Below are 19,943 nucleotides of genomic sequence, written 5' to 3'. Positions count from 1 at the left end.
GATTCAGCATGGCTTGCAGCTTCCGCTGCCAGCCTGACAAGACTACCGGCAAGCGGCCGGTTTCGGCAAAACGCCTCAGGCAAGCCCGCCGGTCAGCGCTTCCCAGAGAAATTCGTAGGACATGGCGTACATGCGGGCGCTCTGCCGGTTGTCCGCCGCACCGGCATGGCCGCCCTCCAGGGCCTCATGGAACCAGACCTTGCCGGCGCCCATGGACTTCATGCGGGCGGCCATCTTGCGGGCCTGCACCGGTCCCACCCGGTCATCGCTGGTAGCGGTCCAGATCAGCGCGGGCGGGTAGGACACGCCTTCCCTGATCAGGTGGTAGGGCGAGAAGGTCTGCACAAACTCCCACTGCGCCGGATCATCCGGATCCCCGTATTCGGCAATCCAGGAATAGCCCGCCGAAAGCTTGGTGTAGCGGCGCATGTCCAGCAGCGGCACCCCGCAGGACACGGCACCGAACAGGTGCGGATACGTGGTGAGCATGTTGCCTACCAGCAGTCCGCCGTTGCTGCGGCCGGTGCAGCCAAGATGCTCCCGGGAGGCGACGCCGCGCGCGGCCAGATCCTCTGCCACGGCAGCGAAATCCTCATAGGCCCGGTGCCGGTTCTCCTGCAGTGCGGCCCGGTGCCATGCCGGACCGTATTCCCCGCCGCCGCGGATGTTGGCCAGCACATACACCCCGCGGCGTTCCACACCGCCGGCATCGGTGATGCGGCGTTCCAGCCAGCCGCGGCCCACCATGCCGCTGTAGGCAGGAGTCAGGGAGGCCTCGAATCCGCCGTATCCGTTCAGCAGGGTCGGGTTCCCGCCGTCGAGCACCAGGTCCTTGGGGCCCACTTGGAAATACGGGACCCGGGTGCCGTCGGCGGATACAGCGAAATGCTGTTCGACGGTAAGCCCGGAGGTGTCGAAGAACGCCGGTGAGGTCTTTACTGCCGTAGCGGTGCTTCCTTCGGACCCGCCCACAGCCAGCGTTCCCCGGGAAACAGTGGACGGGGTCAGGAACCCGGTGCTGATCAGCCAGTAATCGTTGCCGGCTTCCTCATCCTCGTCGTCCACCGCGTAGGCATCCACCGAGTGCAGCGGCGGGCAGGCGTCCAGCAGTTCCGCCCGCCAGCCCTCCTCCGGTGCCAGGACGGTGATTTGGGAGCTTACGTCGCGCAGCAGGTTCAGCAGCAGGCGGTCGCGGGTCCAGCTCCAGGATTGCAGGGAAGTGGACGGTTCCGGGGTGAAGATGCGGTGCACCTTCCGGTTTCCGCCGGTGAAGTCCGCCAGTGACGCCGCCAGCAGCGACCCGGCCGGGTGGGTCTCGCCGTCGAGCTCCCAGTCGGTGCGTGGACGCAGAAGCAGCCACTGCCGGTGCACATCCACGTTCACATCCAGCGGTACGTCCAGCTGGACCCATTCGCCGCCCTCCCGCAGGAAGGTGCGGGTGTTGTAGAAGTCGATGATGTCCACGGCGATGTCGCGTTCGAACCCGGGCGTCTGGTCCCGCTGCACCACTGCCATCATGTGGTCTTCCGGGACCTCGAAGTACAGCTCGGCGTCCGCCAGCTCCTGGCCGCGGCGCAGGATCCTGCTGGTGCGGGGGTAGGAGGAGGTGGTCATGGAGCCGGGGCCGAAATCAGTGCCGACGTACAGTGTGTCCTCACCGGCCCAGCTGATCCGGCTTTTCGCCGTGGGGATGTCGAAACCGCCGGGAACAAAGGCGCGGTCCACGACGTCGAACTCGCGGTAGCGGGCGGCGTCCCCGCCGTCGGGGGAAAGGACCAGCAGGGCACGCCGGTAGGAAACGCCGTCCGCGGGACGCAGGAACAGAGATCCGCCCCAGACCCACTCGGTGCCCTCGGCGGCGCTGAGTTCATCGAGGTCCAGCAGCACCTCCCACTCGGTATCCGGTGCCACGTAGCTTTCCCAAGTGGTGCGGCGCCACAGGCCCTTGGGATGTTCAGCGTCGCGCCAGAAGTTGTAATAGTGGTCCCCGCGTTTTCCGGCCATGGGGATGCGGTCGGTGGAATCCAGCACCTCCAGCAGTCGTTCCTCGGTGCGCTCAAAGCCCGTCCGGGACAGCAGCTCCTCCGTCACGGCGTTCTCGCGGCGGACCCAGTCCAGCTGCCTGTCGCCATAAATGTCCTCCAGCCAGAGGAACTCGTCAGTTTCTGCAGGGGCCTGGTCAGGGTTCGCCGAAGTCATGGCCCCATCCTAGTTCCGAACACCGCCCGCGGCCGGGACACCTCTCCTGCGGGTAGGCGCGGGAATCCGGGGCACGGACTGCCGATACCCTAGAGGCATGGGTTCCACGCAAAGTCTCCGGGTAGCTGTCATCGGTGCCGGCCCGCGCGGGCTGTCGGTGCTGGACCGGCTGCTTAGCCACCGCCGCGCGTCGGAGGACCGGCGGCCGCTGACCGTTGAGCTGGTGGATCCCTTCAACCCCGGTCCCGGCCACGTCTGGCGCACCGGCCAGTCCAGGCTTTTCCTGATGAACACTCCGGCGCTGTTTCCCACGGTGGTTCCCGCCGGTGACACGGTCCGGGACCTGCTGCCCTCACCGGAGGGGCTCTCCTTTAATCAGTGGCGCGAGCTGATGTCTGCCCGCGGCCATGCCGCCGAAGGACTCCCGGCCGGGGACCAGGCGGAACTCGCGGCCCTCGGCCCGGCGGACTTCCCCAGCCGTCCGCTGTACGGCCGGTATCTGGAATGGATGTTCGAGCAGCTGAAGAAAACCGCTGCCGAAGACGGCGTGGAGCTGGTGCACCGGCGTACCGAAGCCCTCAGCGTGACGCGGGCACCCGATGGCCGGCTCGTGGTGGAACTGGAGGCACAGCAGGTGCTGGCCGCGGACGCCGTCGTCCTGGCCATCGGCCACCTGCCGGCTCTGCTCTCGCCCGAGCAGGCGCGCCTGCAGGACGCCGCCGAGCGCCATCACCTCACCTACCTGCCGCCGGCGGTACCGGCCGACGTCGACTTCTCCCGCCTTCCCGCGGGAGAGCCGGTCCTGATCCGCGGGCTGGGGCTGAACTTCTTCGATGTCATGGCCGCCGTGACCATTGGCCGCGGCGGACGGTTCGTGGCGACCGGGCAGCCGGCCGGCCGGGCCCTGCGCTACGAACCGTCCGGGCGGGAGCCGCAGCTGATTGCCGCATCCCGCCGCGGCACACCGTACCGGGCCAAGGCCCGGCTGGACTCCTATGTGCCGCGCAGCGTACGGCTGCGCTGGCTCACCCGGGAAGCTGCGCAGGCGTTCAAGGCGGACGGGCTGCAGCCCGGCTTCGACCATGACCTGTGGCCGCTGTTGCACCGCGACGCCGTCTGGGCCTACTACAGCACCCTGGCCCGGGTGGCCGGGGACGAGTTGAACGGAACACCGCAGGAATTCCTGGAACAACTCGAAGCCGCACTGCACCTGCCCGGGCCGGAATGGGACGCGGCGAAGGAAGCAGTGCTGGACCGTTACGTCCCGTCAGCCCGGCGCACCAACCTTGAAGGTCTTGCCCAGCCGCTGGGCCGCCGCCCGTTCTCCGGTCCGCAGGAACTCGATGACGCCGTTCTCGCCTACCTGGAAGACGACGCCGCCGGGTCCGCCGCCGGGGAGGACGATCCGCTGAAGATGCTCATCGGCGCACTGAACGCCGGCCGCAGCCTGCTCAAATCCGTGGTGGCGGACGGTGGGCTGGCCGAGGCATCCTGGCTGGCGGAACTGCGCGGCTGGTTTGAACCATTGGTGGAGGGCCTGGCCAGCGGTCCGCCCCCGGAACGGATTGAGCAGCTGGCCGCGCTGGTCCGTGCCGGCCTGGTGCACTTTGTCGGCCCAGACCCGCGGTTCGACGTGGACGAGGCGCGCGGCGTGTTTACCGCCTCTTCGCCATGGGTCGGCACGGAGTACGCGGCACGGACCCTGATGGAGGCGATGATGCCGCCCAACCGGGTGGACCGCAGCGTGTCCCCGCTGCTGGCCGGCCTGATCCGCGACGGACTGGCCCGGCCCAAGGTGATGATGTCCGCCGACGGTACGCCGGTGGTGACGCCCGGACTGGATGTCACGCTCCCGCCGTATCGGAGCGTGAGCGTGAGCGGTGAACCCGTCCCCAACCTGTACGTCCTGGGGCTGCAGCTCTCCTCGGTCCAGTGGGGCACCGCCATCGCCGCGGAAGCCGGGTCCTCGGCCGCGGAAGGTTCGCGGACGCTCCGCGACGCGGACGACATTGCCGCCGCTGTGCTCAGGGGTATCGGATCCGGCACCCGGGACGACGCCGGTATGCCGGCTGTGCCGGCCGGCACCTGACCGTTCCCGCACCGGGGCCTGTGCGTCGCAGACTACCAGCGGCGTCGGCACTGCTATCTCTGCCACGCCCGGGACTCCGCGTCGCGCGAACCACCGGGGCCGGCAGCTGCCGGAAACTTAAAATTAGGGCAAGGGCATGGTCGAGGTACGTGCTCCGGCAGGCGCCGGCAGGTCCGGTTGCTTGGTCTTCCCGTCCCGAAAGGAAACCGTCCGATGAAAGCTTGGCAGTACATGGGGAACCGTCAGCCGATCCAGCTGAACGAGGTCCCGGAACCCGTCCTAAGCCCCACCCAGGTCCTCATCGATGTGAAGGCCGCCGGCCTCTGCCACTCGGATGTGATGTACATGGAGGTGGGGGACTCCGCCATGCCGTTCCTGCCGATGACGCAGGGCCATGAAAATGCCGGTGTTATTACCGCGCTCGGCTCCGAGGTTACCGGTTTCAAGGTGGGCGATGTGGTGGGGGTGTGCTCCTCCGGCGTTCAGCCGCCCCTGGGCATGTTCACCCCCGGCGGCTTCGCCGACAAGCTGGCGGCCGACTACCGTGACCTCGCCCGGGTCCCGGACGGCTTGGATCTCTCCCTCGCCGCCCTGGCCACCGACGCCGGCATGACCTCCTACCACGCGATGATCAAGGTCGGTGGTGCCGGCAAGGGCATGAAGGTGGGCGTTATCGGCTTCGGCGGGCTGGGACAGATCGGGGCCCGCGCAGCGGTACTCGCCGGCGCCGAAGTGCACGTGGCAGAGATGAAAGAGGAAGCATGGGAGGCGGCCCGGGAAGTGGGAGCCGTTTCCTGTGTCAGGGATGCCGCGGAATGGGTGACGGATCCCCGGCGTGGCGGCGACTTTGACCTCATCGTTGACTACGCAGGCTTCGACACCACGCAGAAGGCCGTGAACGCCGTCCGGCGCGGCGGCAAGGTGGTCCAGGTGGGCTTGGGCAAGCCCACTTTCACCGTGGCGACCAACACCATCCTGGGTAAGTCCATCGAAGGGTCGCTCGGCGGCACCGTGGCCGACATTGAGGAAGTCTTCGATCTGATGCTGCGCGGGGAAATCACCCCTGCGTACGAGGAAATCGGCTTCGACCAGGTGGGTGAGGGCCTGGAACGGCTGAAGAACAACCAGGTCCTGGGCAGGCTCGTGGCCCGCTTCGGGGACTAGCTTCTGTTCCACCCCGTAAACGACGGCGGCCCCGCACCACCAAAGGTGCGGGGCCGCCGTCGTGCTTTATACCCTTGTGCCGCTTAGAACGGGTAGTCGCGCGGAGCGTGCTGGATGCTGATGGTGTGGTCGGTGGTGAACTCATCAATGGCCCACTCGCCGTTGAACCGGCCGAGGCCGGAGTTCTTCTCGCCGCCGAAGGCAATGTGCGCCTCGTCCTGGACCGGGAAGTCATTGACGTGGGTCATGCCTGCCTTGATGCGGCGGGCAAAGGACACACCCTGTTCCAGGTTGGAGGTGAACACGGCGCTGGAGAGGCCAAGATCGGTGTCATTGGCCAGGGCCAGTGCATCCTCGGCGTCCTTGGCGCGCATGATGCCTGCGATCGGGCCGAAGATTTCCTCGCGGGCCAGTTCCATGTCCTTGGTGACGTCGGCAAAGACGGTCGGGGTGAGGACCTGTCCGTTAACTTCGCCTTCAAGCACCAGGCGGGCGCCCTCGGACTTGGCCGTCTCGATCTTGGTCTGCAGGCCCTCGAGCTGGTTGGCGTTGATGATCGGGCCCACAATATTCTTCGGGTCCGTGGGATCGCCGGAGTTCAGCGTCTTCACGTGTGCGGTGAACTTCTCCACGAACTCGTCATAGACGGCGTCTTCCACAATGATCCGGTTCACGGCCATGCAGATCTGGCCCTGGTGCAGGAACTTGCCCATCGCTGCGGCGCGGACCGCCTGGTCCACGTCGGCGTCCGCCAGCACCACAAAGGGGCTGTTGCCGCCGAGCTCCAGCGCGGTGTACTTCAGCGTGGCGCCGGTGGCAGCCAGGGCGCCGATGTTCTTGCCCACCGGGGTGGAGCCGGTGAAGGAGATCATGCGGGGTACCGGGTGCTCCACGAACGCGTCACCGATTTCCGAACCGGCGCCGACGACGGCGTTCAGTACGCCCGCGGGCAGGCCGGCCTCTTCGAAGACCTTGGCAATGATCAGGGCGCCGGTGACCGGGGTGTCGCTGGCCGGCTTCAGGACCACTGCGTTGCCCAGGGCCAGGGCCGGAGCCACGGAGCGCTGGGACAGGTGCAGGGGGAAGTTCCACGGGCTGATGACACCCACAACGCCCAGCGGGGCGCGGTAGACACGCAGTTCCTTGTTCGGAGTATCCGATTCCATGATCTTGCCGGAGACCCGGTGCGGGAACGTTGCCGCTTCGCGGGTGATGGAAGCGGCGGAAGCCACCTCAATGTTTGCCTTGAGCATGGTGCTGCCGGACTCGGCGTTCAGCCACGCGATGATCTCATCGCGGCGCTCATCCAGGATCTCAGCTGCCCGGGCAATCACGGCGCGGCGCTCGTTGGGGGTTTTCGCCGCCCATTCCTTCTGGGCTTCGGCAGCTGCAGCGTACGCGTCATCCAGATCCTCCCGGGAGGCCTGCTGCATGGTCAGCAACTGGGACCCGTCGAAAGGATTGGTATCTGTCAGGACCTTTTCCGACCGGCCGTCGCGCCACTCGCCGCCGATGAACTGCTTGGCGGGGATCCAATCCGTGAGGGCGGGGGACGTTGCTTCAACCTGCGTTGTCATGACTTCTCCTTGATGAATCTTGACGTGTGTTGAGGGGTATAACGCCTCTCTCGGGGCGATCCATTCCCGAATGATGAGGATAGGACGGAGTCAAGGTGAAAACTAAACTAAGCACCCTTTGTTTTCCCGGCGACTGCGCCTACCGTGTGGCGTACACAGGCATTGCTTCCGGCAGTTCCAACGGCAAAGGACACACCTCATGAGTACAGGGGCGAGCGCTGCGGGTGACCGCGCGCGGGGGCAGGGGATCGGAGCAGGGCGACGGGCCGGTGCTGACCCGACACCGGACGGCCGGCGTTCGGAAGATCTGCGGCCGGACACCACCGATGTGGGGGACAGCAGCAGGCAGCGGGTGGTGGAGCGCGAGAAGGCCAGCTTCGGCGGGGTGAAGATAGGCTCGGCCTTTTTCGGCTGGCTTACCGCCATCGGCACCACGGTTTTGCTCAGTGCCCTGGCCACGGCGCTCGGCGCGGTGCTGGTAGCCAATACCGACGCCGGGTCAGCGGACGCTGCCGCGGTCAGCGTAACCGGGACCATCGTGCTGCTGGTCATCCTGTTTGTGGCCTATTACTGCGGCGGTTACGTTGCCGGGCGGATGGCCCGGTTCAACGGGATGAAACAGGGAATAGCAGTGTGGGTCTGGGCTCTCCTCATTGCCGTTGTTGCCGCCATCGCAGCGGCCATCGCCGGAGACCAGTTCAATATCCTGGTCCAACTCAACGGTTTTCCGCAGATTCCTGCCCTTGGCGGCAATGCAGCCGCTTCGGCTGTCATCGCCGCAGTGATTGCCGCTGCCGTGGCCCTGCTGGGTGCCGTATTGGGTGGCCTGGGCGGGATGCGCTTCCACCGGCGTGTGGACAAGGCCGGCCTGGGGGACTGAGCGCTAACAGTTTGGGGGATGCACGATCCAACACAGCACCAGGCGCTGCGGCGCGGATATAGGAGATAATCGTGATCACCACCGAACAAATCGACGCCATCCTGAACCACGGGACGGTCGAAGGCCCCAACGGCGAGAAAATCGGGTCCGCCGGAGAGGTCTACCTGGACGATGAAACAGGGCAGCCAGCCTGGGTTACCACCAAGACCGGCCTCTTCGGGTCTTCAGAGACCTTTGTTCCCCTGGCGGACGCCACCCTGGAAGGTTCAGTAGTCCGGGTGCCGTACTCCAAGAGCATGGTCAAGGATGCGCCGCGGGTGGACGAGGACGGGCACATCAGCGAACAGGAGCAGGACGAGCTCTACAGCTACTACTCCGTTGGCACCTCCTCGACCGGCCATCGTACGGATTCGTCCGGTACCTCCGGCTCTGCGGGAACGGACACGGATTCGTCCGGCACCTCGGGTTCCGGGGGAATGCAGGCGGATTCGTCCGGCACCTCGGGTTCCGCAGGAACGCACTCCGGTGTGGATGGGTCCGGGCGGTCCAGCGGTCAGCACGCACCCAAGGTGGGCCATGACACCTCCGGTCCCACCACCGATGATGCGATGACCCGGTCAGAGGAACAGTTGCGGGTGGGCAAGCAGAGCCGGGAATCCGGACGGGCGCGCCTGCGGAAATATGTCACCACCGAGAACGTCACCAAGACGGTCCCGGTGAGCCACGAGGAGCCCAGGCTTCGCCGCGAGCCGATTACCGACGCCAACCGTGACGCGGCAATGGATGGGCCTGCCATCAGCGAAGAGGAACACGAGGTTACCCTCCACGCTGAGGAACCGGTGGTACAGAAGGACACCGTTCCGGTGGAACGGGTCCGGCTGGACACCGAAACCGTGACCGAAGAGGCCACCGTCAGCGAGGACGTCAGCAAGGAAGAGATCGAAATGGAAGGCGAGGGCGGCCACGGGACGGAAGGGCGTCACCGCTCGTAGCCGTTCCTAAGCACCTCCATAGACGCAACATGGCAGCGGCAGCCGGAAGGCCTGCCGCTGCCATGCGTTAGCGGGTACTTCTCTCTGGATGCGACCGGATCCACCGATCCAGCAGGCGTGCAAACTCGGCACTGTTGTCTTCCGGGAACCAGTGGCCGGCATCCACTGCCACTACTTCAACTTTGGGGAAACGGTCCTTCAGACCGGAGGCCAGCAGGGGAGAGATAAAAGGATCCTCCAGCGGTACGATCACCTGCACGGGACCGGCATACGTGCCCATGGGCGGGGTGGACCCGGATAACATATTGGCCCGGTAAAGCTGCAGTCCGCGGATGGCGTTATCCCCGATGCTCCGCCCTGACCGTTTTTCATAGCGCGAGGTCAGCACGTACTTCCACGCCGCCTCCGGGACGGCCGGCAGTTGAAAGGCCGCCACGTAGGAACTGCGGAGCACCTGTTCCAGCGCCTGCGGCCAGCGCAGGGGAGTCCGAACCCGGGACGCCAGCCAGTTCCGGACATGTCCCAGGTCCGGGCCGGAAACGCTGGTGTAGCTGAGGATGCGTTCCTCGGCGCGTGGATCCTGCAGGGCGGCCCAGCCCTGGATTGAACCCCAGTCATGGGCGGCCAGATGAACGCTGCCTGCTCCGGTGGCGTCCAGTACCGCGTACAGATCCTCCACCAGCAGATCCAGCCGGTAGGACGCCGTCTCCTCGGTATCCACGCGTGAGGCTCCGGCATTCCGGGTGTCGTACGTAATCACATGCCGGTCCGCAGCGAGTGCCTCAACTACGGCGTCGAACACATGATGATCATCCGGGTACCCGTGCACCAGTAGGAGCGCCGGGTTCTCCGCAGTGGGCGGGGGCCCGTACTCGAACACCGCCAGATCGGCGCCCCTGCTGCGCACCGTACTCCGCCGTTCCGCCGCCGTCACCGGTTGCCTGCCTCAGTGTGGACACTCATTCCAGCACCCTAGCCGGTAGCAGCTGCCACGCCAGAGTATTTGCCCGATATCGTCAGCCGACTTACAGTTGGGCTCCGGGTCAAGCAACGGCCCGCCGCATCCACCACTGAAGGGCGGAGCTATGCGCACCGTCGGGATTGAAGAGGAATACCTCCTGGTCGACGGCGACACCGGCGTGCCGTTGCCGGTGGGGCCGGTGATCTGCGCGTCGGCCCCGGCGGACGGACAGCTGACGGCGGAGTTCAAGCAGGAACAGATCGAATCGGGTACCCGTGTGCATCTGGCCCTGGATACCCTCGCTGCGGACCTGATTGCCTGCCGGGCGCTCGCCGACTCGGCCGCGTCAGCGGCCGGAGCACGGGCTGCGGCACTTGCTACGTCTCCCTTGCCCTGCCTGCCCACCCTGACGGAAGGCAGCCGTTTCGCCGGTATGGAGCAGCGGTTCGCGCAGATTGCCCGGGAACAGCTCACCTGCGGGTGCCACGTGCACGTGGGGGTGGAATCCGATGAGGAGGGCGTGGCGGTTCTGGACCGGATCCGCTCCTGGCTTCCGCTGCTCGCGGCACTGAGTGCCAATTCCCCGTTCTGGAACGGTATGGATACCGGCTTCGCCAGTTACCGTTCCCAGGTCTGGAGCCGGTGGCCGATGGCCGGACCGTACCCGGTCTTCGGCTCAGCAGGGAATTATCACCGTTTGGTCGGTGACCTGCTGGCCACCCAGGTTCCCATGGACCATGGACAGATTTACTTTGATGCCCGGCTCAGCCGCAGCCACCCCACCGTTGAGGTACGGATAGCTGATGTCTGCCTGTACCCGGATGACGCCGTCCTGTTAGCCGCCCTGGTGCGTGCGCTGGTGGAAACAGCTGCCCGGGAATGGCGGAGCGGGGCGCAGCCGCGTGAGGTCCCGGAAAGCCTGCTGCGGCTGGCCGCATGGCGGGCAGGGCGGTTTGGTCTGGACGGGGAACTGGTGGACCCGCTCGGCGCCGCCATTGCGGACAACTCCACCGTGGCGAAAACACTGCTGGAATACGTCCGGCCGGTACTGGAGGAGCAGGGCGAAGTGGCCCTGGTGGAATCCCTGGGCCGGCAGGTGCTGGGCCGCGGGACCGGGGCCCGCCGGCAACGTGCCGTGTTTGCGCGCACCGGCAGCTTGGCGGCGGTGGTGTCCGACGCCGTTCGTCTCAGCAATCTCAGCGCGGCGCCGCTGCTCGAACGCCACCGTACCTGAGCCGGCGTCGGAAACACCCGCACGTCCCGGGCCAACACGTCCCGCAACCACAGGAAGCGCCGCCCCGGATATCCGGAGCGGCGCTTCCTGTGTTGTGCTGTCCGCCCTGTCCCATACTCAGGACAGGGCGGGACTCAGCGCAGGGCGGGGTTTACCGCCGTCCGGTCAGGCACAGGACGTACTGCGCCAGCTCGACGGCGTAGCGGACCCAGCCGCGGACATCCCACCAGTTCTTCGGTGCCGTGGGCGCCTTGCAGACCGGTGCCGGCGGGGTGGGTTTCTCCACCGTTACCGGCAGGGTGACCGTGGTGCCGGATCCGGCAGCCGTCAGCACCAGGCTTCCGGTTCCGGAGGCCGACGCCGGTACGGTCACCGTGACGGACGCCGAACCTGCGTTGACCGGCGCGGTGCCCAGCGGAGTTGCGGTGCCGGCGGCGTTCACGAAGCTGACGGCCAGCGAGGTGTTGGCCGGGCTGCCCAGAGATGTCAGGTTCAGCTGGGAAACCGTGAAGGTTGCTGCGGTTCCGGCCTTCACCGTGGTTGGTGCTCCCTTGACCACTACGCCCTGGCGGGCGAAGTCCGGGGAGAGCGGGCTGTTGGCCGAGATGTAGCTGATCCAGGCATCCCGGTCCACCAGGCCGGTGTCGCGGGTGTTGGTGCCTTCCTGGAAGACGGTGAAGTTGTCTCCGCCCTGGGCCAGGAAGCTGAAGGTGCCCACCCGGTAGTCCCGGGCCGGATCCAGGGCGGCACCGTTGACGGTCACGCTCTGGATCCGTGAGCCCCGCGGCTGGTCCGGATCGAAGGTGTAGGTGATGTTGTCTGACAGGCCGAGCGCCAGGAAGGCCCGGGAGCTGCCGTCCGGCTGCCACTGCTGCTCCAGCATCGTCTTCAGCTGGGCGCCGGTCAGCGTGGTTGTCCAGAGGTTGTTGACGAAGGGCAGTACGGCGTTGGCCTCGGCGTAGGTGATCACGCCGTCCTCACCGTAGTAGAGCTCGCCGCGCAGGCCGCCCGGGTTGGTGACACCGATTTCGGCGCCGCCGCGTTCGGGCGAAGAGAGCGTGGACAGCAGCGAATCCGCCACCAGCCCGCCGAGCGTGGACTCGGAGCTGCGGTCATCGCGGGCGGTGCCCACGAAGGCCGTAGTGATATCCGCGGTGACGGACCCGATCGGCTGGTTGCCGATTTCGGCCGAGTAGGCCAGGGCGGCGTCGACAATCCGCTTCACCTCGGCAACGGCCGGGTAGGTGGCTACCAGCTCGGCGGGAGCAGTGGTGGTACGTGCCACGTTGGACGCGGTGTAGGAAAGCACCTCGTCGGTTTCGGCGTTGTACTCGAGCTTGATCTGGCCGACGAATTCGCCGTAGGAGCCGGTCTGCACCACGGGACGGGTCTTGCCGTCGCCGCCCGGAATGGCAGCGTCCCACGCGTACTGCTTGTGCGTGTGGCCGGTGTAGATGGCGTCCACCAGTTCGGTGGTGTCGTTGATGATCGAAGCGAACGCCCCGCCGGCGGCCAGTTCCTGCTCCAGGTCCGCGCCGTCGGGAGTGCCGCTGCCGGCACCCTCGTGGTACTCGGCGATGATGACGTCGGCCAGGTCCTGTTCCTCGAGCTGCTGCGCCACCCGGTTGACGGCCTCGACCGGATCCCCGAATTCGATGGTGCTGATGCCGCCCGGGGTGACCAGCGTGCCGGTCTCCTCGGTGACGGCGCCGATGATGGCAACCTGCACGCCGTTCACATCGATGATCTCGTACTCCTGCAGGGCGGGAGTGGTGGTGCCCTTGGTGTAGACATTGGCGCCCAGGTACGGGAACTGAGCTGCCGAAGCCACGCGTCCGGTGAGGTCCTCCAAACCGGCGTCGAACTCGTGGTTGCCGACGGCGGAGGCCCGCAGCCCGAGGGCGTTGAGCACGTCAAGGGTGGGGGCGTCCTGCTGTACCGAGGAGGCAAACAGCGAGGCGCCGATGTTGTCGCCGGCGGAGAGGAACAGCGAGCTGCCTTCCGGCGCGCCGGCCTTCAGCTCTTCGACCGTTCCCGCGAAGGGCACGGTGTTGGCATCAATGCGTCCGTGGAAATCATTGATGTTCAGCAGGTTGAGGGTGGAGGTGTCCGTACCCTCGGCGGTGAGGTTCATTCCCACGAGGATCGGGTCATGGTCCGAGGCCCGGTAGGGATCAGCGGCGTAGAAATCAGTGGCGTTGTAGTTGTAGCGGCTGTATTCCAGCGCCACGGACTCCACCGAGTTGATGTTCCAGATATCGGTGCCGGTGACCGCTTCATTGGCTGCCGGGGAGGCCAGGATGTGGTCGAGGCTGCCGACTGTGCCGCCGAAGGCGTAGGAGTGCTTGCCGGTGGTTGCACCGAGGTCAACGTAGCCCGCATCGGTGAGGACCTTCAGCGGGTCCTCTGCGTGGTAGGCATTGAAGTCACCGAGCAGGAAGACCTTGTCGGTGCCGGCTGCCTCCGAGGCGGTGCCGGCAAAGTCCACCAGTGCCTGCGCCTGCCGGACGCGGTCCGCGTTCCAGCCGCCCTGCCCGGTGTCGGCGTTCTCACCCGAGGCCGGGGCGGAGCCCTTGGACTTGAAGTGGTTGGTCACGGCCAGGATCTCGGTACCCTCGTCAGCGCCGGCGGGCCGGAAGGCCTGCGCCATCGGCTCACGGGCGTTGGAGAAGACGGCCTCGTTGTCCAGGATGGTGGATTCGCCCACCGGCTCTGCCGTGCCGGTGCGGTAGATGAAGGCGGTCCGGATCACGTCCTCGTCCGCGGGCAGGGCCGCGGGGGAGCGGACGTAGTCCCAGGTGCCCGGTGCCTCGGCGTTCAGTGCGGCCACGAGGCGGGAGAGTGCATCGTCGCGGTCCTTGCCGAACTTGGCGGAATTCTCCACCTCCATCAGCGAGACCACGTCGGCGCCCAGCGCGTTGATGGCGGCCACGATCTTGGCCTGCTGGCGCTCCAGGTTGGCCGCGTTGGCGGCGCCGCGGGCATCGCAGCCGCCGCGGACGGTTACGGGAGCTCCGCTGCGGTCATTGTAGAAAGTGCAGCCGGTCAGGCTGTCTCCGGTGGTGGTGAAGTAATTCAGCACGTTGAAGGAGGCCAGCTTCAGGTTGCCGCCCACGCTCTCGGGCGCAGCGGTGCGGGTGTTGGAGAACGACGCCGGCTGGACCGACGCGGCGTTGGCGGGCGTCAGCTCGGTCAGCGGCTGGAACTTCCAGGCGCTGTTGCGGAAGTCCAGGATGACACCGGTGCTGAACGTGGCTGCCGCGCCCACCCGGACCGGGGTTTCGGGTGTGAGGTAGGGCAGCGGCTTGTCCATGTTGGCCGCGTTGAGGAAGTTGGTGCTGGCACCGTCGTCGAGCTTTACGGCCCGGGCGGCGTTGTCGGCCACGACTGCGGCGTGTTCCGCGGTGCCGACGGCGGCCACGGCGGTGGGCTGGACCAGCGCGGACGTGCCGGCGGCGAGGCCGATTTCGGCGTACTGGTTCAGGGAGAAGTTGTCGGTGACGGTGAAGTCCCCCTGCGGGGCGAGGAGCATGCCCTCCAGGGTTTCGCGGGCTTCGTCCGTGGCGGGCCAGGCCACCGCTGCGGGCTTGACCTCCGGTGCGGCCTCGCTGAGCTTGGTCATGGCGCCGGCGGCAACTGTGAGCTGGGTGAGCTCGAAGTATTCGCCCACGGTGCCGGTGACCTCGACGTAGTCGCCTGCGGCTACCTGGCCGACCGTGGCCGCGGAGAAGATGAAAATGCCGTCCGACGCGGCGTGCGCAGCGGGATCAAGGTCTCCGCCGGTTCCCGGGGTCTGGATGTAATACCCGTTGAAGCCACCGGTGGGGTACACCGCGGTGACCTTGCCGCGTGTGGTGACGGACTGGCCGATCATCGGGCTGGCAGCTCCGGTGCCCTGGATCTCGGCAATCGGAACCACCGCGCCGGGTTCAACCGGTGTCGTCGGCGTCGGCGTCGGTGTGGGTGTCGGTGTCGGTGTCGGTTCCGGGGTGACCGTACCTGCGGAGGATGTCGGCGTGACGGCGGTGCTCAGCGTGAAGTCCGCGGCGTTGTTGTTGGAGTCTGCGAAGCCGGTGCGGTTCAGTGACTTCGGATCGGAATTGCCCGCCGGTGCCCCGGCCGCAGCAGTCTCGAACGTGTTGGAGGCACCGTAGCCGAGCAGGTCGACGACGCCGGGGGCGGCGGTCACCGAGCCGGTGGGCAGGGGATCCACCCGGGTGGACTGGTTGGAGAGGATCAGGGTGCCGGCCGTGCCGGAGAAGCTGGCTCCGATGGTGGCGTCAGCGGCAGGAAGTGCTGCACCGGTGGTGCCGTTGCTGGCGCCCGAGACCAGGTAGTAGCCGCCGGGGGCGATGCTGCCCGAGAGCGCACCAATACCGGTGGGAGCTGCAGTGGCACCGGAGGAGCGGTACTGGAGGGACCAGCCGTCCAGGCTCACCGGCTCACTGGTGGGATTGTAGAGCTCAACGAATTTCGTGTTGAACGGGGCATTGGCGCTGCCGCCGGACAAATATGCCTCATTGATAATGATGCCGGGGACGGCAGCTTTGCCGTCCTGTGCGTAAGCCGGGAACGCGGTCAGCGGCGCGGCGAGCAGGCCGGCCGAGAGGGTTGTTCCCAGCACGGCCTTCCAGGTTGAAGGTCTCATGCCTCATACTCCTTGGTCGGCCGTGCGGGCCGACGGGTCATGGCCGCGCGGTGCGGCAAGGGGGTAGCGCAAGTGATGCTGTCCGGCTCCGTGACGGACGGACGGCGGTGGTGGCGGGTGGTACGGAATGACGCTAAATGACGCAGGTTACAACCAGATGACCGTGAGGTGTCCTGCAACGTTGCAGGGCACGGTGGCCAGCCGATACTGCCAGCCCCCCAGGATGACAGAAAGTGATTGCCAGCACAGTGTACTGGCTCCCGCCCCCACTTCCACTTCCGGAGTCCGAGTACGTCCCGGACAGTAAAAAAGCGCTGCCGTCCCCGCGGACGGCAGCGCTTTTGCGGGTGGCAGGATCGCCCTACCGGTCCGCGTCCCTGAAGGATTCGGAGGAGGGCTCACCCATCGGTCCCAGCACCGTGCAGACAATTTCCCTGTCGTCGGCGTACTGCCAGGATTCAAGGCTGGGCACAATGTAGGCCGCTTCCAGCTCCGAGCTTCCGAAGGCCTGGCCCACGTACCCTTCGAATTCGGCGGAGCAGAATTCCTGCGCCTCCGTGTCCACGGCGTCTTCGCCCGGGAACTCGCCGGCAGGCAGCGTGGTCAGCGCGTAGACCTCCTGCTCGTGCGGCTGGTCGCAGGGGAAGACGTCCACTTCGGTGAGTTGTGCCTGCTCCTCGTCCGCCGGCGGATTGGAGAAGCAGTCACCAAGGGCCAGCTCTGTCGCGTCCACGCTGCGGGCCGGAACCGGCGGCGCGGCCGGTTCAGAGGCCGACGCCGAGGCGGTCCGCCCGTCTGCCTCGACCGACGGGGCGGGGGATGCGGATTCACGCTCCCCTCCGTCGGAACCGGTGCAGCCGCTGAGCAGGCCGGCGAGCAGGACAGAGAGGACCAGTCCGCGCAGGCGGAAGGTCTTCGGGGAATTCATCGGTGAGACTCCTTGGATGGCGGTTGTCGCGGCCCACCCCCGTGGCGGCCGAAAACCATGCGTACAGCCTATGGCAGGTGTGCCTCAGTCAGTCCGCTCCTCGTAGGCGGCCGGCCGCTGCTGGATTTTGCGCAGCCGCTCGACGTCGAACTTCTGGCCCCGCTTGAAGTCATAAACGCCGTTCTTTTCCTGGAAGACGTCCGTCAGCTGCGTGTAGCAGTACCCGAACATGTTCGGGTCATCGAGCAGGACGTTGGTCAGGCCCTCGAACCGGGCGTAGAACTCCTCCTCGGACCGGACACGGTCGCCGTACCCCCAGGAATCGGCCTGGTCGCTGCCGACGGCCTTGCGCTCCTGCTCCGCCTCGGCGGCTTCATGCTCGTTCCACCAGATGCCGCCGTATTCGGACACGAAGAAAGGCTGGCCGGCGTACGGGACGGAGTACTCGGTCTGTCCGTGCGGCAGGCCGATCTCACCCAGCGTGGCGGGCCGGTTCAGGAACGGCCTGCCCTCGGCAAGGCCCTGCTGCTCGGTGCGGAAGGCCTCCGGATCCTGCTCGTAGGAGTGCGAGTCGTAAACATCGGTCTCCAGCACGCGGTGCGAGTAGCCGGACGCGTCGATGACCGGGCGGGACGGGTCAGCCAGTTTGGTGGCCAGGAACATCGCGCGGGTGACGTCGTCGAGCACCGTAATGCGGTCATGCAGCACCTGGTGGGTCTCATTCAGCGGGCACCAGCCCACGATCGAGGGATGGTTGATGTCCCGCTGCACCGCTTCCAGCCACTGCGAGACAAAAGAGGCATCCGGTTTCTGGTTGGCGCCCATCGGGCCCTGGCCGGAGACGCCCCAGTCCCCGAACTCGCCCCAGACCAGGTAGCCGCGCATGTCCGCGTGGAAGAGGAACCGCTCTTCGAAGACCTTCTGGTGCAGCCGGGCGCCGTTGAACCCGGCAGCGAGGGAAAGCTCAATGTCGTCGATCAGGGCCTGGTCCGAGGGCGCCGTCATCAGCGATTCCGGCCAGTAGCCCTGGTCCAGGACCAGCCGCTGGAATACCCGGCGGCCGTTGAGGCGGAAGGAGTTGCCGTCAATGCCAACCGACCGCAGCGCGGTGTAGCTGCTGATCCGGTCCACTTCGGTGTCTCCGGTGCGCAGGGAGATTTCCAGGCCGTAAAGCTGCGGATCGCCCACATCCCAGATCCGGACATCCTCAGCCGGAACCGTAAGCACCAGGGACGGAGCCAGGTCATAGGCAGTGCCCACGGATGCTTCCGCGACCGTGCGCCCGTTCATGTCGGTGAGGGTGGCCGTCAGCGTGCCGCCGGGCAGGTTGGCGCTGAGCGGTGCGGTGACCGAGAAGCTGCGGCCGGCCAGGTTCGGGGTGACCTGGATGCGGTTCACCGCCGTGCGGGGGACCCCTTCCAGCCAGACCGTCTGCCAGATTCCTGTGGTGCGGGTGTACTGGCAGTGCGTGTTGGCATACCAGGTGGCCTGCTTGCCCCGGGCCTGGACTTCACCGTGCAGGTCACGGGCACGGACGGTGATTTCGACGTCGTCGCCCGGCGCCGCAATGCCGGAAAGATCCGCGTCGAAGGGGGTGAAACCGCCGCGGTGCCGGGCAACTTCGGTGCCGTTGGCCCACACCGTGGCGTCATAGTCCACGGCGCCGAAGTGCAGGACCGGCCGCAGGCCGGCCCAGTCTGCCGGAACGGTGATGGTCCTGCGGTACCAGACGGCATCCATAAAATCGGTGTCGCCGATGCCCGAGAGCTCTGCCTCGGGGGCAAAGGGCACGGTGATGGAGGCATTGAGCGGGCGTTCCAGCAGGCCGCGGTCCAGTCCCGAGTCGCTGCGGTCAATTTCGAAGTCCCAGGTGCCGTTGAGGTTCACCCAGTTTTTCCGCACGAACTGCGGTCGGGGGTGTTCGGGGCGGGGGATATCCGTAGCGGTTACGGGCGGGTCAAACGCGGGGAGGGTCATGGAACATCCTTCGGGCGGCGTGAAAATTGTGATCCCAGTCAACCGCAGGGGCCGCAATATTGCAACGTTAGAATTTTTGGTTCTTTCTGCCCAGCAGACTCCGTCAGGGCCGGCGCAGGCAGGGCGGGCCGAGGGGGCTGAGGAGGAGGCGAGTCAGGCCCGGACTGCCGGCGCGGAGGATTCGCGCTCCATCAGGCGGTGCGGAATGACCACCTCGCCGGCCAGCTCCCCGAGAACCGAATCCAGTGCGGCCTCGGCCAGGGCCGGAAGGTCCGGGGCCACCGAAGTCAGCCCGGGGGAGGTGTAACTGACCTCGTCGATGTTGTCCCAGCCCACCAGCGCCAGATCGGAGGGAACCTGCCGGCCGAGGTCGCGGGCTGCTGCCAGGGCGCCGACGGCGAGCAGGTCATTGGCGCAGACAATGGCATCCACCCCGGGGGTGGCCAGGATCTGCTGTGCGAGGTCATAGCCGTCCTGGCGGAACCACGAGTTGGTGGCCGCCACCAAGGCTGCGTCGTACGGCAGTCCGGCAAACCGCAGAGCCGCCTTGTACCCTTCGAACCGCTGGCTTCCGGTGGAGATGCCTCCGGTGCTGTCCGCGCCCAGGAAGGCAATCCGGCGTCGTCCGCCCTCCACCAGGTGACGCACCAGGTCCACGCTGGAGGCGACATTGTCGATGGCTACGTGGGGCACATCGGTGCTGATGATGCGTTCGCCCAGCAGTACCAGTGGCGTGGGATCAGTACGTTTGGCGATGGCCTCGGCGGTCACGGCCGACGGCGAGAAGATCAGCCCGTCGAACAGGCGGCCGTGCCAGCCATGCAGGTAATGCTGTTCGATATCCACCGTGCCGCCGGAGATTTCAATGGAGATGGTGTAGCCGCGCTGCTTGGCCGCATGCTCGAGGGTCTGGGCCAGCACACCGAAGTAGGGATTGTGCAGATCAGGCACCACCAGGGCAATGGCCCGGGTGGAGCCCTGGCGCAGCTGGCGGCCGATGAGGTTGGGCGTGTAGCCCAGTTCCTCCACGGCCTGCAGGACGCGGGCGCGCGTTTCCGGGTGCACTACCGGGCGGTTGTTCATCACGTTGGAGACGGTCTTCCAGGACACCCCCGCACGCTCAGCGACTTCCTTGATCCCCACACGCTTCACTGGCCGGTTCCCTTCCCTTGTTGGACCCTGAGGTTCCGGGCCGGGTATTTCATTGCTTCGACACCAAGAGTAGACGGTTGCGGATTGCTAACGTTAGAATCCACGTCATGTGGTTCAGCTCACCACAGAGTCTGTCCTCAAC

General features: G+C 66.6%; 12 protein-coding genes. 5 read left to right on the top strand and 7 right to left on the bottom strand.

Annotated elements, in window-relative coordinates; all coding sequences use genetic code 11:
* Nucleotides 1-75: 75 nt before the first annotated feature.
* Nucleotides 76-2,199, bottom strand: a complete 2,124-nt coding sequence (locus AC5RVB_RS06800; protein WP_227905043.1) for a prolyl oligopeptidase family serine peptidase — start codon at nucleotides 2,197-2,199, stop codon at nucleotides 76-78.
* Between the two features lie 97 nt (nucleotides 2,200-2,296).
* Between AC5RVB_RS06800 and AC5RVB_RS06795 the strand changes: the two genes are divergently transcribed.
* Together AC5RVB_RS06795 and AC5RVB_RS06790 are read left to right on the top strand one after the other, a co-directional pair.
* Nucleotides 2,297-4,288 carry an FAD/NAD(P)-binding protein gene (locus tag AC5RVB_RS06795; protein ID WP_494142282.1) on the top strand — a complete coding sequence of 664 codons (1,992 nt, stop codon included), beginning with the start codon at nucleotides 2,297-2,299 and terminating at the stop codon, nucleotides 4,286-4,288.
* A gap of 213 nt (nucleotides 4,289-4,501) precedes the next feature.
* The gene (locus tag AC5RVB_RS06790) at nucleotides 4,502-5,452 is read left to right on the top strand and encodes a zinc-binding dehydrogenase (RefSeq protein ID WP_227905045.1); all 951 of its coding nucleotides are present in this window, start codon (nucleotides 4,502-4,504) and stop codon (nucleotides 5,450-5,452) included.
* A gap of 83 nt (nucleotides 5,453-5,535) precedes the next feature.
* Here the strand turns inward: AC5RVB_RS06790 and AC5RVB_RS06785 are convergent, their stop codons facing one another.
* Nucleotides 5,536-7,029 carry an aldehyde dehydrogenase family protein gene (locus tag AC5RVB_RS06785; RefSeq protein ID WP_494142281.1) on the bottom strand — a complete coding sequence of 498 codons (1,494 nt, stop codon included), beginning with the start codon at nucleotides 7,027-7,029 and terminating at the stop codon, nucleotides 5,536-5,538.
* Between the two features lie 199 nt (nucleotides 7,030-7,228).
* Between AC5RVB_RS06785 and AC5RVB_RS06780 the strand changes: the two genes are divergently transcribed.
* The gene (locus tag AC5RVB_RS06780) at nucleotides 7,229-7,909 is read left to right on the top strand and encodes a hypothetical protein (protein WP_227905048.1); all 681 of its coding nucleotides are present in this window, start codon (nucleotides 7,229-7,231) and stop codon (nucleotides 7,907-7,909) included.
* A gap of 71 nt (nucleotides 7,910-7,980) precedes the next feature.
* On the top strand, nucleotides 7,981-8,901 hold the full coding sequence (locus AC5RVB_RS06775) for a DUF2382 domain-containing protein (RefSeq protein ID WP_494142280.1): 921 nt from the start codon (nucleotides 7,981-7,983) through the stop codon (nucleotides 8,899-8,901).
* Between the two features lie 67 nt (nucleotides 8,902-8,968).
* Here AC5RVB_RS06775 and AC5RVB_RS06770 read toward each other — a convergent pair whose 3' ends face one another.
* A complete protein-coding gene (locus AC5RVB_RS06770) occupies nucleotides 8,969-9,808 on the bottom strand; it encodes an alpha/beta fold hydrolase (RefSeq protein WP_494142279.1) in 840 nt (279 codons plus the stop codon).
* A 178-nt stretch (nucleotides 9,809-9,986) separates the two neighbouring features.
* Between AC5RVB_RS06770 and AC5RVB_RS06765 the strand changes: the two genes are divergently transcribed.
* Nucleotides 9,987-11,096, top strand: a complete 1,110-nt coding sequence (locus AC5RVB_RS06765) for a carboxylate-amine ligase (RefSeq protein WP_227905058.1) — start codon at nucleotides 9,987-9,989, stop codon at nucleotides 11,094-11,096.
* A 151-nt stretch (nucleotides 11,097-11,247) separates the two neighbouring features.
* Here the strand turns inward: AC5RVB_RS06765 and AC5RVB_RS06760 are convergent, their stop codons facing one another.
* The 4 genes from AC5RVB_RS06760 to AC5RVB_RS06745 all read right to left on the bottom strand — a co-directional run bounded on the left by AC5RVB_RS06760 (nucleotide 11,248) and on the right by AC5RVB_RS06745 (nucleotide 19,801).
* Nucleotides 11,248-15,744, bottom strand: coding sequence for an ExeM/NucH family extracellular endonuclease (locus tag AC5RVB_RS06760; protein ID WP_494142278.1), 4,497 nt, complete (start codon nucleotides 15,742-15,744; stop codon nucleotides 11,248-11,250).
* Between the two features lie 361 nt (nucleotides 15,745-16,105).
* Nucleotides 16,106-16,672: a septum formation family protein gene (locus tag AC5RVB_RS06755; protein WP_494142277.1), complete on the bottom strand. Its 567-nt coding sequence runs from the start codon at nucleotides 16,670-16,672 to the stop codon at nucleotides 16,106-16,108.
* Nucleotides 16,673-16,756: 84 nt separating this feature from the next.
* A complete protein-coding gene (locus tag AC5RVB_RS06750; protein ID WP_494142276.1) occupies nucleotides 16,757-18,649 on the bottom strand; it encodes a glycoside hydrolase family 2 protein in 1,893 nt (630 codons plus the stop codon).
* A gap of 153 nt (nucleotides 18,650-18,802) precedes the next feature.
* The gene (locus AC5RVB_RS06745; RefSeq protein ID WP_227905064.1) at nucleotides 18,803-19,801 is read right to left on the bottom strand and encodes a LacI family DNA-binding transcriptional regulator; all 999 of its coding nucleotides are present in this window, start codon (nucleotides 19,799-19,801) and stop codon (nucleotides 18,803-18,805) included.
* Nucleotides 19,802-19,943: the final 142 nt, after the last annotated feature.

The organism is Arthrobacter sp. Y3225209, assembly GCF_059090685.1.
This window is presented reverse-complemented; position numbering and strand designations above follow the sequence as displayed.

Coding starts and splice junctions, on each gene's coding strand:
- AC5RVB_RS06800 (WP_227905043.1), bottom strand. CDS start 2,199: ATGACTTCGGCGAACCCTGACCAGGCCCCTGCAGAAACTGACGAGTTC.
- AC5RVB_RS06795 (WP_494142282.1), top strand. CDS start 2,297: ATGGGTTCCACGCAAAGTCTCCGGGTAGCTGTCATCGGTGCCGGCCCG.
- AC5RVB_RS06790 (WP_227905045.1), top strand. CDS start 4,502: ATGAAAGCTTGGCAGTACATGGGGAACCGTCAGCCGATCCAGCTGAAC.
- AC5RVB_RS06785 (WP_494142281.1), bottom strand. CDS start 7,029: ATGACAACGCAGGTTGAAGCAACGTCCCCCGCCCTCACGGATTGGATC.
- AC5RVB_RS06780 (WP_227905048.1), top strand. CDS start 7,229: ATGAGTACAGGGGCGAGCGCTGCGGGTGACCGCGCGCGGGGGCAGGGG.
- AC5RVB_RS06765 (WP_227905058.1), top strand. CDS start 9,987: ATGCGCACCGTCGGGATTGAAGAGGAATACCTCCTGGTCGACGGCGAC.
- AC5RVB_RS06760 (WP_494142278.1), bottom strand. CDS start 15,744: ATGAGACCTTCAACCTGGAAGGCCGTGCTGGGAACAACCCTCTCGGCC.
- AC5RVB_RS06755 (WP_494142277.1), bottom strand. CDS start 16,672: ATGAATTCCCCGAAGACCTTCCGCCTGCGCGGACTGGTCCTCTCTGTC.
- AC5RVB_RS06750 (WP_494142276.1), bottom strand. CDS start 18,649: ATGACCCTCCCCGCGTTTGACCCGCCCGTAACCGCTACGGATATCCCC.